At 38.1% G+C, this 14,978-nt stretch carries 11 protein-coding genes; 3 read left to right on the forward strand and 8 right to left on the reverse strand.

All coding sequences use genetic code 11. The features are described from left to right. Positions 1-357 precede the first annotated feature (357 nt). Both mraY and FJR06_RS02790 read right to left on the reverse strand, forming a co-directional pair. Positions 358-1,458: a phospho-N-acetylmuramoyl-pentapeptide-transferase gene (gene mraY, locus FJR06_RS02785; protein WP_168650674.1), complete on the reverse strand. Its 1,101-nt coding sequence runs from the start codon at positions 1,456-1,458 to the stop codon at positions 358-360. An 89-nt stretch (positions 1,459-1,547) separates the two neighbouring features. Continuing rightward, complete coding sequence (locus FJR06_RS02790) at positions 1,548-1,787, reverse strand: DUF3134 domain-containing protein (RefSeq protein ID WP_015081107.1); 240 nt, start codon at positions 1,785-1,787, stop codon at positions 1,548-1,550. A 238-nt stretch (positions 1,788-2,025) separates the two neighbouring features. Here FJR06_RS02790 and FJR06_RS02795 point away from each other — a divergent pair, with 238 nt between their 5' ends. The 3 genes from FJR06_RS02795 to FJR06_RS02805 all read left to right on the forward strand — a co-directional run bounded on the left by FJR06_RS02795 (position 2,026) and on the right by FJR06_RS02805 (position 3,992). Then, positions 2,026-2,607, forward strand: a complete 582-nt coding sequence (locus FJR06_RS02795; protein ID WP_168650676.1) for a PAP/fibrillin family protein — start codon at positions 2,026-2,028, stop codon at positions 2,605-2,607. Positions 2,608-2,820: 213 nt separating this feature from the next. Continuing rightward, complete coding sequence (locus FJR06_RS02800) at positions 2,821-3,036, forward strand: photosystem I reaction center subunit IV (RefSeq protein ID WP_168650678.1); 216 nt, start codon at positions 2,821-2,823, stop codon at positions 3,034-3,036. A 116-nt stretch (positions 3,037-3,152) separates the two neighbouring features. After that, positions 3,153-3,992, forward strand: a complete 840-nt coding sequence (locus tag FJR06_RS02805; protein WP_015081104.1) for a DNA-formamidopyrimidine glycosylase — start codon at positions 3,153-3,155, stop codon at positions 3,990-3,992. Positions 3,993-4,015: 23 nt separating this feature from the next. On the opposite strand, the gene FJR06_RS02810 is transcribed toward FJR06_RS02805, so the two are convergent. From FJR06_RS02810 to FJR06_RS02835, 6 genes are all read right to left on the reverse strand, one after another. Further along, a complete protein-coding gene (locus tag FJR06_RS02810; RefSeq protein WP_015081103.1) occupies positions 4,016-4,807 on the reverse strand; it encodes an SDR family oxidoreductase in 792 nt (263 codons plus the stop codon). Positions 4,808-4,999: 192 nt separating this feature from the next. Beyond that, positions 5,000-6,514, reverse strand: a complete 1,515-nt coding sequence (locus FJR06_RS02815; RefSeq protein WP_168650679.1) for a thioester reductase domain-containing protein — start codon at positions 6,512-6,514, stop codon at positions 5,000-5,002. A gap of 3 nt (positions 6,515-6,517) precedes the next feature. Continuing rightward, positions 6,518-8,185, reverse strand: coding sequence for a PfaD family polyunsaturated fatty acid/polyketide biosynthesis protein (locus tag FJR06_RS02820; protein WP_168650681.1), 1,668 nt, complete (start codon positions 8,183-8,185; stop codon positions 6,518-6,520). 178 nt (positions 8,186-8,363) lie between these two features. Beyond that, the gene (locus FJR06_RS02825; protein ID WP_168650683.1) at positions 8,364-11,666 is read right to left on the reverse strand and encodes a type I polyketide synthase; all 3,303 of its coding nucleotides are present in this window, start codon (positions 11,664-11,666) and stop codon (positions 8,364-8,366) included. 4 nt (positions 11,667-11,670) lie between these two features. Next, a complete protein-coding gene (locus FJR06_RS02830) occupies positions 11,671-13,023 on the reverse strand; it encodes a polyketide synthase (RefSeq protein WP_168650685.1) in 1,353 nt (450 codons plus the stop codon). Between the two features lie 143 nt (positions 13,024-13,166). Further along, a complete protein-coding gene (locus FJR06_RS02835; RefSeq protein ID WP_015081098.1) occupies positions 13,167-14,897 on the reverse strand; it encodes an SDR family NAD(P)-dependent oxidoreductase in 1,731 nt (576 codons plus the stop codon). Positions 14,898-14,978 lie beyond the last annotated feature (81 nt).

Below are 14,978 nucleotides of genomic sequence, written 5' to 3' on the forward strand. Positions count from 1 at the left end.
GGGGTAAAAAATATTTGATACATCAACCATAACTTTTCAAACACCCTCTAAGAGGATGTTTGAAAAGTATCAGAATTAATCGAGATCCCCCCAACCCCCCTTACAAAGGGGGGCTAAATTCCTCAAAGTCCCCCTTTTCAAGGGGGATTTAGGGGGATCAGATCCCACAGGAAAAAGTTTTCAAATAACCTCTTACTTAAACTCCAAATTCAAGGGTGTAAATGACAATTTGAGTATTGGGAATTGGGGTAATTTACGTTCTGGACAGAACCCCCAATCTCAAAACAAAAACAACCCCCAAATTTGGAGGTTGTGAATTTTTATTTGTGAAAAATCTGATGATTAAAACAAAACTGATTATTTTATGGACATAATACAAACGGAAGCTAGAAAAGCGGCGATAATATAAAACACAGCCACTACTTGCAATTCTGACCAACCAGTTAATTCTAAATGATGATGTAAAGGAGCCATTTTAAATAATCGCTTACCTTTGCCATCTGGTCCTTTTGTAGCTTTATAATAACCAACTTGTGCCATCACAGAGAGAGTTTCGACAAAGAAAATCCCACTCAAGATAAACAAGACTACTAAGGTATTAGTTAACAGTGCAACCGCAGCTAAAGCGCCACCCAGGGCTAAAGAACCGGTGTCACCCATGAAAACACTAGCCGGGTTGCGATTGTAGGCTAAAAAGCCCAAGCAGCTACCGCTGACAGCAGCACAGAAAACCATCAAGTCGGGAGAAGTTGGCGCAATAATCACACCTAATGCGAAAATAGCGATCGCCACTGTTCCCGCCGCCAAACCATCAATCCCATCTGTTAAATTAGTAGCATTGCTCTGGGCAACCAGGACAAAACCCGCCACAGGCCAGAACAACAGTCCTAAAGGTAAGGATAAACCCACCCAAGGTACATGGATATTAGTTATACTAAAATCACCCTTAAATACCAACCACGCACAAAATACCGCCCCAAAGATAACTTGCAAAGCTAACTTCATCTTTGGAGAAATTCCTTTGTTAGACTTCCGACGCAAAATTTGCCAGTCGTCTATCCAGCCAATTAAGCCGTAGCTGAGTGTTAAAGCCGAAACCGCCAGCACATTTTCTGAAAAATCGGATAATATACAAGCAATTATCACCGCTACAGGGATAAAAAATATACCCCCCATAGTTGGTGTTCCCGCCTTTTTGAGATGTGCCTGGGGTCCATCCTCCCGGATGATTTGCCCGGTTTTGAGCGTTTGTAGCAGAGGGATTACCCACTGTCCCAAAATCGCCACACCCACAGCAGATAATAAAAGAGGTAGGGTGAGGGAAGTAGTAGCCCATGGGGTTCTATTTCCCATCCAATCTGAAATTAAGGCTGTCGTACTGAGTAACAAGGCCAGCAAGGAGGCTAACCCAATTCCCGAAAAATTCAAACTTTGATTAGGAGATAATTTAGCGTCCACAAAAAAAAGTCCCTTCACTCCACACTTTAAAAAACCTCAACAAAATAATCCAAACCGGTTTTGGTTACTAGTTCACAAGATCCTGCGAACTAGTCCTCCTCAGCAATTACATCATCGTCATCATCATAGTCAGTATCACCAATTCCGTCGTCCACGCCCAGAAAATCGGATATTACTTCTACATCTTCCCGCGAGTCGGTGTCATGGATATCACGGGCTATCAGTCTGCCACTCAGCCGCAACCAGTCCAACATGGAGGACTCTTGTTTTAAGGGAATAACTGATGCTCGTTGGTTTCGGGGAGCTTCGCGGAGGGGAGAATCTAACATATTAACAATCACACACAAGGGTTTATATAACTAGACATTAAGAGTCTATCATTTGATACGAGTTAATTTATTCCTTCATACAACTCTTTAATTGCTGAATCCGAATTAAAGAAAATTTTCATTTAATTAGGGAACGGTAGCCAAAAAGGCATTATTTACGAGTTGTCTGGTTATAGACAAAGAACATTAATATTTTATTAATGCTGTTTCATCATGCAAACTCTTGAGGTACAGGTTAATGATAGGTAAATCAACTCTCATAGATATAATTGTTGGCACAAATCGCGGTTTATTAGCAAATCAGCAACAACAACAAGCTATTTTAGCAGCGATCGCTAACTTAGAAGATTTTAATCCTACACCACGGCCATTAGCAGCTAGTAATTTACTAGAAGGCAACTGGCGACTACTATACACCACAAGCAAAGCTCTATTAAACATAGATCGTTTACCCTTATGTAAACTTGGTCAAATTTACCAATGTATTCGCAAAGAAACCAACAGTATTTATAATATAGCTGAGATTTATGGCATTCCTTTATTTGCAGGATTAGTTAGCGTTGTTGCTAAATTTGAACCAGTCTCAGAACGGCGTGTACAAGTAAAATTCCAACGTTCTATCATCGGGTTACAAAGCCTAATTGGCTATACAACACCAGGAAACTTCATCCAACAAATTGAATCGGGGCAAAAATTTACAGCTTTTGATTTTCCCATTCAAAGTGAACAACAAGGTTGGTTAGATATTACTTATATAGATGATGATCTCCGGATTGGCAGGGGGAACGAAGGTAGTGTTTTTGTATTAAGTAAGACATAAGACATTTTGCAAGGGGTATTTGGGAATGAGGTTAATCTATTATAGGTACTTTGTCAAGGGGTAAATTAAGAAGATTAACAACTTATTCCCCATGAAAATTCACCAATTTGACAAATAACTTAACAAAACCACAAGCCAACACCTTCAGGATGTAGAGTGAGAACAATCAGCCCTACTTTAACGGCATTCATACTTCAAAAGGGAAGATCCATCATGGTTCAACGTGGTTCTAAAGTACGTGTTCTGCGCCCTGAGTCCTACTGGTCTCAGGATATTGGTACAGTGGTTTCTGTTGACAAAACCGCCATCAAATACCCTGTAATTGTTCGCTTTGAGAAAGTTAACTATTCTAATCTCAATACCAACAACTTTGCTGTAGATGAGTTAATTGAGGTCGAAGCACCTAAACCCAAAGCCGCAGCAAAATAAACAGCCAAGCATCAAGGGGATTGTTTAATGGGATAATAGGAGGAGATGTCAAGGTGAAAATCTTGCCCATTTCCTCTCGTTGACCATACCTGCCCCTAAAAATATTATTTGCTTGAATGCCTGAACTGCCTGAAGTTGAAACAGTCCGCCGGGGTTTAAATCAATTAACCCTGAGTCAAGAAATCACGGGAGGAGATGTATTGCTACAACGCACCATCGCCTACCCGGTTTCTGTTGATGAATTTATTAATAAAATTAAAGGCAATACCATTGCTACCTGGCATCGTCGTGGTAAATATCTCCTCGCTGAACTTTCCTCCCCTTCCCCCAGTTATTTAGGAGTTCACCTCCGCATGACCGGTCAGTTACTTTGGTTAACCCCAGATCAACCTTTACACAAACACACCAGAGTCAGGTTATTTTTTGGGGAAAGGCAAGAATTACGCTTTGTTGACCAGCGCACCTTCGGGCAAATGTGGTATGTTCCTGATGATGTAGCTGTAGAAAGTATTATGACAGGTTTGGCGAAATTGGCAGTTGACCCCTTTTCCCCAGAGTTCACTGTAGAGTATTTAGCCGATAAATTAAAAAAATCCCGTCGTCCCATTAAAACTGGATTATTAGATCAGTCAATGGTGGCAGGATTAGGTAATATTTATGCAGATGAAGCTTTGTTTAAAAGTGGGATTTTACCAACAACTCTTTGTACAGAATTGCAACTTCCAAAAATCGAACTTTTGCGAACTGCAATTATTCAAGTTTTATCAGCGAGTATTGCGGTAGGTGGGACAACTTTTAGTAATTTCTTGAGTGTTAAAGGCGTTAACGGTAATTATGGCGGTGAAGCGTGGGTTTATAATCGCACTGGCGAACCTTGTAAGGTTTGTGGTAACGTGATCCAGCGAATTAAGTTAGGTGGGCGTTCTAGTCATTTTTGTTCCCAATGTCAAAGTTAAGTAGGTTAGCATTGAAAACTAAATTACTTGTCTTCCTGCATACTTCTCACAATTTTCGTCACCATTTTCCTAGGAATAAACCGCACACATTTTGACATCAGTTTGTTGATAAAACCAGGAATAATAATGATTTTCCCCTTCATTAAAGCATCATATCCCATCTGAGCTACAGTTGCCGCATCCATCATATTTTTACCCTTGAGCATTTTAGAATCTGCCATGCCGGTTCTTTCATGAAAAGCAGATGCCGTTGAACCTGGACAAAGAACTGTGACGGTGACACCTGTACCTTCTAATTCATTAGCGATCGCTTCGGAGAATGATAAAATATAGGCTTTGGTGGCAAAATAAACTGCCATTAATGGACCTGGTTGAAAAGCAGCGGCAGAAGAAACATTTAATATTTTCCCATAACCTTGTTTAACCATGTCTTTGAGAAATAATTTTGTTAAATGGGTCAGACAAACTAGATTTACTTGCAGCATTTCTAGTTCAGTATTAAGATTAGTTTCATTAAATAACCCATAAGTACCAAATCCGGCATTATTTACCAGGATATCAACTTTAATACCAGCTTCTTGTAATTCCGAGAAAATTTCTTGAGGAGATGTAGATATAGATAAATCTTTGATAATAGTTTTAACAGAAATTCCAAATTCTTCTGCAAAATCAACAGCTATTTTTGTGAGTTTTTCTCCTACTCTATCTACTAATACAAGATTATAATTATTATGAGCAAAAATCCGGGCTAACTGATAACCAATACCATTAGCTGAACCCGTAATTAAAACTGTTCCCTGGCATTTTATGTTCATTTTACAAAAAAGTGAATTAGCTGGAATTGGCACGGATAAATCTTACCAACACCATTATACTAAATAAAAATTAAGCTGCTTATAATTAAGATTTCCAGAATAATTGACCGCAGATAAACGCAGATTAACGCGGATAAATACGGATAAAATAATGGATTTCATAATTATATGCAGCCTCATGGAAAATTGATATTAGGCAAGACTTAGGAAACCAGTCTGTACTAAATAAGATGTGTAAGTCATCAACAATTGAGAATCAATAGGTGGACAAACAATAGAACTGCCTTTTAGTGCTTCTAGAGTTTCTTCACAACTAATAATTGGTCTTCTCGCTTGTAAATACAAATCAGGAATAGTGATTTGTTCATCTGACCAACGTTCTAGTAAAAATGGCCGCAAAGTATATAAAGGATTGTCTTGAGAAGTGACATTATTAATTAATTCTGCTTGCCATTCTTCGTAGGGAATCATCTTCAGTGAGAATCCGAAAGAACGTACCCAATCAACTAAAGATTTTAAGGAAGCAGGTTGAGGATGTTGTAAATGGAAAGCCTTACCTACAGATGTTTCTTGTCGAGAAAGATAAACAACAGATTTGCTGACATAATCAACAGGAGACATATCCAACATATAATCTACATCAGGGAAAGACCCCATTTGCAGACAACCTTTAATCATCAAATTGATGAAATCATGGGTATTACAAATTCCAGTTTGACTATCTCCAGAAATTAAAGGAGGTCTATGAATAGTAATAGGTAATCCTCGACTACCAGCAATTTTTACTAATTTTTCTGCTACCCATTTAGTTTGGGAATAACCGAGGAAAATACCTTCCCAGTCATGAAAATCATCATCTTCTTTAACTAACTTACCAGCATAAGCCGTTGATTCAAAAACAGCCACACTAGAAACATAATGCAATGGCTTAACTTTAGTTTGACAAGCTAACCGCAAAACTTCCTGTGTACCCAAAACATTCGCTGTTTTTAATGCTGAGTAAGGATAAACATAATTCAGTAAAGCGGCACTATGATAAATAGTATCAATGTTAGCAGCTAGATTTTCAAATTGTTCTGCACTAATCCCCAAATGTGGCTGTGCTAAATCACCAATTATAGGAATAATTCTGCCACTATAATGATCTTGCCAAATGCCATATTGTTGCAAATTGTTTTCTAATTTGCTTTTACCTTCTTCCAAATTACTAGCACGGACTAAGCAATAAAGAGTTGCGTCCGATACTTCTAGTAATTCCTTGATCATGAAAGCGCCTAAATAACCTGTTCCCCCAGTTAAAAAGATATTTTTAGGGTTAGTAACAGAAACAGCAGTACCTACGGGTTGAATAGTGGGGTCTAGAACAGCTTCCGCACCCAAATCTAGCAGAGGAGGAGCAAAATTAACAGGGGAATTTGTTCCAGAACCTGCATCTTGTAGCTGAGAACCATTACTAGATTCTTCTGACAATCGTTGGGAAAGTGCCGCAATATTAGGATAATGCCAAAGTAAAATAGGAGAAGGTTTAAAACCTAGTAATTCCTCTAATTTACTAATGATCATCATGGCTTGAGCAGAATCCAAACCATAATTTTCTAAGTTTTCGTCAACATCAATTTCTGCGGTTTCGACTCCGACAACTTCCGCAAGATGAGAAACTAGAAATGCTTGAATACTTTCAGCATTATAAGACTGTTTTAAATTCATTTTTTACTTCTCCAATATAGAAGGAATTGGTTGATATTGACTGTAATAAGCAGGCATTTGTAAACCCTGCATTTTTAAACTGTGGGTGCGATATAAAAATGCTGTCCCCTTCATAATTTGGTCAGCAACATCAACAACATGACGCTGATTAGGTTCTGACAAATAAGAGCCACGCACCCAGTCATTGAAGCCACCCATAGCTGGTCCACACCAAATTTGATAATCAACTTCCCGACCTTTTTCACCAGTGCTAGACCAGCGGGAAGATAACCCTAAATACCAGCGAAAGATTACAGCCATTTTCAATTTAGGATTATTAACAGCTTTACCCAATTTTTCAGGATTCTTTTGGGATAAATAAGCCGCTGCACCTTCCCAAACTTCCGCAAGACTTTTACGGAAAATTTGTTTTTCTAGCTTATCTTTTTCGGCTGCGGGAATCTGTTCAATAGAGTCGTAAGTGCGATATAATTCATACAATTTTTGCGCGCGCATGGGGAACATTGTCCCGCGTTTGAGAACTTGCAATTTGACTCCCATTTCAAACATATCGGCTGCGGGAGCCATGATCATATCTGCCATTTCGGCTTGTGCTAATAATTTTTTAGTATGTTCACAAGCACCAGATTCCACACAAGATTGATTAATTGAACCCGTCATTATATAAGCAGCACCCATCATAAAACCAGCTAAAGCTGCTTCTGGTGTACCAATGCCTCCAGCCACGCCAATTCTAATAGGAACTGAGTAATTATATTGGGCTTGAATTTCATCTCTGAGGGCAATAATTGAAGGTAATAAACATACTAAAGGACGATTATCTGTATGACCACCAGAATCAGCCTCAACGGTAATATCATCAGCCATTGGCACTTGTCTTGCCAAATTAGCTTGCAATTCTGTAATTAGTCCTTTCTCAAGTAATTCTTTGAGGATTCTTTCTGGTGCTGGTTGCAAAAATTTAGTTGCTACTTCCCGACGGGAAACTTTAGCAATGACTTTATTTCTGATATCAATTTGATTAGCTGCATTTAATCTTAACCCAGCAACTCGATAATAAACGATGTTAGCAGTTAAGTCTAAAAATGCTGATGCTTCTACTGTTCTGACACCATATTTGAGATATAAATCTACAGCGCGGCGTTCAATAGCTGGTTCGTTTGGACTGTGAATTAAATTGAAAGCATAGGGACCATTAGGTAATGCTTCTTGAATAGTATTAATCGCAGTTTCTAACCGTTCTGGAAGTAACCCACCTGCACCAAAGGAACTTAAAATTTTCTCTTTTCCGAGGGCAATTACCATTTCTTGAGAAGCAATACCCCCAGCCATTGCTCCGGTCATATAGGCATATTTTACACCATAAGCAGCGAGAAAACTGGGGTCGCCAAGTTGTTGTAACCGGAGGGGAGGGAGTGAGATTAAAAGTTCTGCTTGTCCAGATGAAACATTATCATTAGGTGCTAAATAGCCATCATTAGTAGCACCAATTTTCCCGGATATTTTAATAATATAGCAGGGTTTATCTGATCTTAATAGTTTATCTTTGATGGCACTTTTTTCAAAGCTAACACAATCTAATGAACCTTTCCAAATTTGGTTTTGATGATTACAGGTAAAAAAACCCAGTCCATTATCATGTTTATTTAGTACCGTCTCGATTGTTGTCACGGTAGTTATTCCTCAATTTATAAGCAGGGTATTTGAAATGAAGTAAAAAAATTGGCGTTGCTGATCAAATATATGAATATGTTTCGCGCAAAGACGCAAAGGAGCTAAGGCGCAAAGTTTGAGATTTTGCATGGTGTAGCCATATTTTTCACGTCAATTTAGCAACGCCGATTTTTGGTTATTTTTCTTCGTTGAGTAGGTTTTGAGCGCAAGCTAGTTGCAATTGAATGATTTCGCTCATTTGTTGACTAAAATCTTGTCTAGCTGCTAAGAAACTTGTGTGTGTTTTAGTTAATTTGGCGGTGTTGTTACTCAGGTTTTGATACTGAGCAATTTTTAAATCATTCATGCTAATTTTTCCACTAGATTCTTGATTTATGTTTTGCTTAATGATTTTTGTTGACTCAAAGAATTTTAGTTTCTTTGACAATTCCAAACCGTTCTCCATGATCGTTTTCATGGTATTTTTCTGTGGTTTGGGGTAAATTTCTGTGGGTGCTATTTTCTCCGATGTCTGTAGGGAATTGATGATTTTATACTCTTGATGAGTAGAAATTGTTTGCTTTTGGTTATTAGCAAATATTTGGCGATTTTCTGCATTCAAAATTGCAGAAGTCATGGAATTACCACCTAATGTAACTTTCCTCAGTGCAGCTTTTTTCTGTTGGGTGTTTTCTGAAGATAGGTTATATAAAGGAGCGAGATTTAAGTTTACTTGATGACTCAATAGTTTTGCTAATGCTTTAATTAGGGAACTATGGTCATCTGTACCCCGTCTATTTAGGGATACGGTAAGATGTTCTTGATTACCCAGATTTTTATCTATCCAGCGTGAACAAATACCACCTGCACCGGCTTCAATAAAGATTTTTGCTCCGTCACCATAGACGCGATTAACTAAGCGGGGAAAGTCGAGTTGTTGACATAATCCTGTGGCAATATTGTGAGCAATTTGGTTGCTTTCAATTTCAATTGATTGATATTCAGCAGCGGAGTAAAACTTGATTCCGGGGATTTTTTGTGCTGGTAATGTGTATAAGGTTTCTAGTTCTTGAGATTCTGATTGCATTGCTTGACAATGAATCACATGATCAAAAGGAGCAGGAAAAGAATTACAACCCAGGGTTTTAATTACTCGCTCACAAGCTGCTGGTTCTCCAGCAATTAATACTTCTTCTGGGGTATTAATCTGTGTTAGGTAAACACGGGTTTCATTTTTTAAACATTCTCTAACTTGGGCTGGAGTAGCCATAAGAACGTAGTTAGCCCATAACTTATTCTCTGGATTTGTGTCAGTTTTTGGTAGTCCCCAATACTCACGGACAGCGTTTTTGGAACCAGATAATCTATCTCCAAATAAAGCTGATGAATTAAAGGTATGACTAACTTCATAAAAATTGCTCCATACTCCTTGAGCAACCATCATGCTAGTTTCACCTAAACTATATCCTAAGACATATTTAGGTTTAATGTTAAAATCCTCGGTGATAATTGTGGAGATTAATCTGGTAAAAAGCACTTCTGCTTCAAACATTGCTAAGGAATCATCCAGCAATTTCTTTTCTAGTGTTTCTAATTGTCGAGTTGATAATTTACTCAAACTTCTCGGAAATACCAATTTTTCCACATCTGCTGCTCGTTCGTCAAGACTTTTGATAATGACATCATCTAAGACTTTAGGAAATAAACGGAAAAGACTCCGGCCAATACCTAAATAAGTATTAACAGCAGCGGGATAAACAAAGGCAATTTCTCCATTTTTCCCCAGGGGTTTGGGTGTGAAATAACTACCTATGGGAGTCTGCCAATCTTTGCCATTTGCAAAGGCATTAGTTACACCTTTTTTAGCTGAATTAATTTCTTTAATTAATTCTTTTTGGTTGCGTCCAGTTAGGGAAAGTGTATATTTGCTTTCAGAGTTTTGTTGAAATTTAACAAAGGTTTGACTAGCAATATTTTTGAGAGAATCAGCATTTTCAATTGTTGCTTGCAAATGATCCAACGCTGCTAATAAGCTAGATTGATCATCTGCTGCAATGGGTAATAAATGCAAAGGTCTTGATTCTAAATATGTGCTGGTACGTTCTGGTTGTGCGGTTTCTTCTGATAAGATGATATGGGCAAAAGAACCGTCACAACCAATACTATTAATCGCGGAAATTCGAGATTTGACCTCTTTTTGCAAAAACCAAGGTCTGGACTCAGTTGCAACATAGAAAGGACTACCTTCCCATACTTGCGGTGTTTTGACACCAGACCAATTGGGAGTTCCGGGAATATATCTGTGATAAATACTCAGTGCAGTTTTTATTAAACTGGCAATTCCAGATGCAACGAAGGTATGACCAATATTTGCTTTAACGCTACCTATAGCGCAGTGTAAACCATCACCAACGGCAGGATAAGCTTGAAGGATACCGCTAATTTCGGCTTCGTCTTCTGCGGGAATACCACTAGCGCAGACTTCCAAATAATTGACTTTTGTGGGTTCAATTCCGGCTTGTTGAAAAGCTTGTTGACATACTTGGCTAATGGTATGGCTATCTACAGCCATTGAGGGAGATTGACCAATGCTAATACCATCAATTACTGCATAGATACGTTGGTTATTTGCTAACGCCGTATCATGACGTTTAAGAACAACTGCACCTGCACCTTCTCCCACATTCCAACCATTGGCTTTTTCGTCAAAACTTAAAGTATTGACTCCTGTATTAATTGTGCCAAATTGACTTCGCAATAAGACATTTTCTACCCCTCCTGCTAAGTCAACAGCACCCACAACTACAGCATCTACTTCATTAGTATCTAGCAGCATTTGCGCTAATTCTAAGGCTTTAAAAGCGGCTGTTTCGACGGCACTAATGGTAAAAGATGGACCAGAAAAATTCCATAAAGAGGAAATCCGACTAGCCATAATATTGGTAACGTAACTCAGATATTCACTCAATTCAACTTGATTGTGAATACTATCTTGAACAATGCCTTCTAGTTGATTGATTTTCTCTGGTGATAAGGCAATTTCTGCCCCATTCAAACCATCTTTTATTTGCCAAGATGAATTCCATCTTTGTTGGAGTTGATGTACAGATAATTCTGTATCTGCGGCGATAATTACCGCTACATTACTATTAGGTGAAAGTCCGGCATCTTTGAGGGCGCGGTCAGCAACTCTTAATAATAAAAGTTGTTGAGAGTTGATTTTTTCAACTTCATTAGGAGGAATTTTGTAAGCTAAAGTATCAACTTCAAAATTATCAATATATGCTCCTTGGGGAACTTCTCCTGCTTCTAAACCATACTCTCGCAGTAAAGTTTCTTGTTCATTAATACCATGCCATCTTGATTCTGGTAGAGGAATAAAATGCTGTTTTCCATCATAAATGCTGCTCTCAAAGGCATCTAATTCTTGACATTCTCCAAAAAAGGCATCCATGCCCACAATTGCCATTTTTGCAGTCTTGTTTTGCTCAATATTCATTTGCTTACTTCCCCTGTTCTAGAATGATATGAGAGTTTGTTCCACCAAAACCAAACGCACTTAAAGCTACTCTTTTAGTTCCTTGACTCGGCCATTTCGTAGGCGTTCTGACAATGTTTTTTGGAGAGACAACATTGTTTTCAGAACCTATGGGTTGAGTCACATGAATAGTTGGAGGAATAACCCCATGAGACATACTTAAAATTGTCTTGGTTATGCCTACCATGCCCGCAGCCACAAGTAAATGACCAACATTTGTTTTGGTTGAACCTACTAATGGTGCTGCTTTATATGGACTAAAAAAGCCTTCAATTGAGTTACATTCTGTGGTATCTCCCAATAGAGTGCCGGTAGCATGACACTCTAAATAATCAATAGTTTGGGGGTTAAGTTTAGCCTCTGAATAAGCTCTTTGATATGCCAGAGTTTGCCCTTGAGGATTAGGACTAAGAAGGTGTTTACCTTTACCATCATTAGATAGTCCATTACCGCAAATTGTTGCCAGGATTTTGTCACCATCTCTCACAGCATCACTGTGTCTTTTGAGCATTACCATCCCAATTCCTTCGGAGGTAATTAACCCGCGTGATGACTTATCGAGAGGACGACTAATGCCATTATCTGGATATCCTTGAATACCAGAAAATAACATTCTGACAAATAATGGATCTGCACAACTAATTGCACCAGCTAACATCAAATCTGCTTTGCCAGATTGTAGATAATGGGATGCTAATTTAATGGCGTAAAATGATGACGAACAAGCAGCATCTATACAGAAATGAGTTGCAGATAAAGAAAAGGCCTTGGAAACTATAGCAGCGGGTAAACCGGAAACCATAGCATTGTATGGAGAGACTTTTGTGCAGGTTGATGAACCTCCTAAACGAAAGTCTTTCTCCTGTAATAGTTCACTAATTGCAGGTTGAATATTTTGCTGATAAATAGGAGCAAATAGACTATTAGAAGCTTTGGTTGGTAATCCCAAAGTTCCTAAAACTACGCCACATTTTGCAAGTGCAGTTTGATTTCCCAGATAGCCACTTTGAATAATGGCTTGTTTGGCAGCGTACAATGACCATTTAAAGGTATTATCTAAGCTTTCAACAAATGCCGCAGGTAAGTTATACTCGTTGGCATCAAATTTAAAGTCGCGGATAAATCCACCTTTTTGAAAGTAGAATTTTTCCGGTTTACCTTTGGTTTCATCGTAGAATATAGCGGGATCTATTCCCAAATCCGCTACAGTTATAGATGATGTGGAATCTTTTTCTGCGGTGAGATTCTGCCAAAATTCTTCAGGATTATTAGCATCGGGAAATAGGCAAGATAACCCGATGATTGCTATTTTTTCCACTTTTGAAATCCTCGTTGGGGCATAAGACGTGACTGAAAAGGATTTACGCTATTCCCCCAATCGGCAAGGATTAATAATATGAATTTGTTTCGCGCAAAGGCACAAAGGAGCAAAGGCGCAAAGAATTAGAGTTTCATATTATTTTACTTTTTATTTAACATTTTCATTGGCCAAATTACGGCTTTTGCTCCTAAGATTTTCGAGTATATTTTTCCTTCACGATTATGGATAATGAAGTTGACTGTTGCACCTGTGTCGGTTTTGCCTATGATTTCACAGGACACATAAAAGGGGACGTTAAATGGTACTGCTAGATATTGTTCACAGTATGTTAATTGTCCTGGTAAACAAACTTCTTTATGGATATAATTTAACCATAGCCATAATGTTTGGGTACTCAAGTCAATTATATAAGGGTTGTGCCATTTTACGGGAAATTGTCCTTGTTCTTTGGCTGTAATTTCTTGCCAACAACATTCGGCTGTGAGTTTTTCTGGACTGATATTTAAAACTTTGGTAATTTTCTGGAATGCAGGACCATGAAATAGGGATAAATCACCATTTTGATAGAAGTCTTTGGCTGTATCAGTGACGATATTATCTTCTCTGAGATCCATTGCTTCATAAATGGGTGCTTCTGGCATATTTTTTACCAGTTTTATCAGAGAACTAAAGTGATAATGAGTTCTACCTTCGGGGGTTTTGCTCAATATTTTGGTCTGAAATTCGACAAAATTACCATCAACTTTGGCAACTTCTTGGATTTCTAGAATATGTTCTTTAGCCAAGGTAGAATTAAAGGTGATTCCTTTTAAAACTTTGAAGTCTTGGCAACTGAAATATGTGTAACCTGGATAAATTTCTTCACAGCCATTTACCATCCATGATTTAGCACAGGTTGCTGGTAAAACTGGTGAACCTGCAATTGTATGATCATGCAAAAATGGATTCTCTGCTAATGTCATTCTTCTGCGAATGCGATAGCTGCGAAGTTCTAAACCTAAAGGAGCAGGTGGTAGTTTCATGGGACTACCAATCACAACTTGTGGATGATCTTGATAGGCTGGATGTAGTTCATTAACTAACATTTGTGTCCCAACTTCTACGGGAATAATACTAATTCCTCTTTCTGCAAATGCTTTTTTTAATTGTGGTGTCACCATGCCACTATCCCAACCACCCCAGTTAATTGCCACTACATGACAATTAGGGTTATATTGTTTCATCAAATGGGCTGATTTACTGAGAATTTCATTAGCGATCGCATAATCACTTTGACCGATATTACCATAAAATCCAGTCACGGAAGAAAACAATACTAAATGTTGTAATTGCTGGGGATTAACACAAGATAGGAGATTTTCTAAACCCTGAACTTTAGCAGTATAAACTTTCTCAAAATCATCTTCTGTCTTTTTTTCAATTAACTTATCTGCTAAGTTACCAGCACCGTGAATAATGCCGGTAATTTGCCCAACTTTATCAGAAATTTCTTGAAGTTTGGCTTGCAATTTTACAGTATCAGTGACATCAACACTAATATATTCAGCCTTTCCTCCTGTAGCTTCAATAGCTGCTAAAGTCTTCTTAATTTCCCGACTAGAATTAATCTGATTAAATATCTTTTGTACCATCATGGGTGTTGGTTTCTCACCTTGAGAAATCAAATTTTCCATAATGCGCTTTTTCAAAGCCGAATCATCTAAACAATTATGAGCATATTCTGGTTCTGTGGTAATTTCAGAACGACCTAAAAGAATAAACTTACAAGGTTGATGTTGAGCTAATTTAATAGTACATTGAGCAGTGATTCCCTTTGCACCACCACTGACAACAAAGACAGAAGATGGGCTAACTTGAACAGTTGCAGTCATAACTATGATTTATGGGATTTATTTGATTTGGATGATTAATTCGTCTAAACTATGATTTATGTGATTTGTTTGATGGGGATG

Origin of the sequence: Dolichospermum sp. UHCC 0352, from assembly GCF_009711925.1 — a bacterium.
GTDB classification, from domain to species: domain Bacteria; phylum Cyanobacteriota; class Cyanobacteriia; order Cyanobacteriales; family Nostocaceae; genus Dolichospermum; species Dolichospermum lemmermannii.

Excerpts from the sequence above, each read along its gene's own strand:
- FJR06_RS02790 (WP_015081107.1), bottom strand. The coding sequence starts at position 1,787 with ATGTTAGATTCTCCCCTCCGCGAAGCTCCCCGAAACCAACGAGCATCA.
- FJR06_RS02795 (WP_168650676.1), top strand. The coding sequence starts at position 2,026 with ATGATAGGTAAATCAACTCTCATAGATATAATTGTTGGCACAAATCGC.
- FJR06_RS02815 (WP_168650679.1), bottom strand. The coding sequence starts at position 6,514 with ATGAATTTAAAACAGTCTTATAATGCTGAAAGTATTCAAGCATTTCTA.
- FJR06_RS02825 (WP_168650683.1), bottom strand. The coding sequence starts at position 11,666 with ATGAATATTGAGCAAAACAAGACTGCAAAAATGGCAATTGTGGGCATG.
- FJR06_RS02800 (WP_168650678.1), top strand. The coding sequence starts at position 2,821 with ATGGTTCAACGTGGTTCTAAAGTACGTGTTCTGCGCCCTGAGTCCTAC.
- FJR06_RS02810 (WP_015081103.1), bottom strand. The coding sequence starts at position 4,807 with ATGAACATAAAATGCCAGGGAACAGTTTTAATTACGGGTTCAGCTAAT.
- FJR06_RS02805 (WP_015081104.1), top strand. The coding sequence starts at position 3,153 with ATGCCTGAACTGCCTGAAGTTGAAACAGTCCGCCGGGGTTTAAATCAA.
- FJR06_RS02835 (WP_015081098.1), bottom strand. The coding sequence starts at position 14,897 with ATGACTGCAACTGTTCAAGTTAGCCCATCTTCTGTCTTTGTTGTCAGT.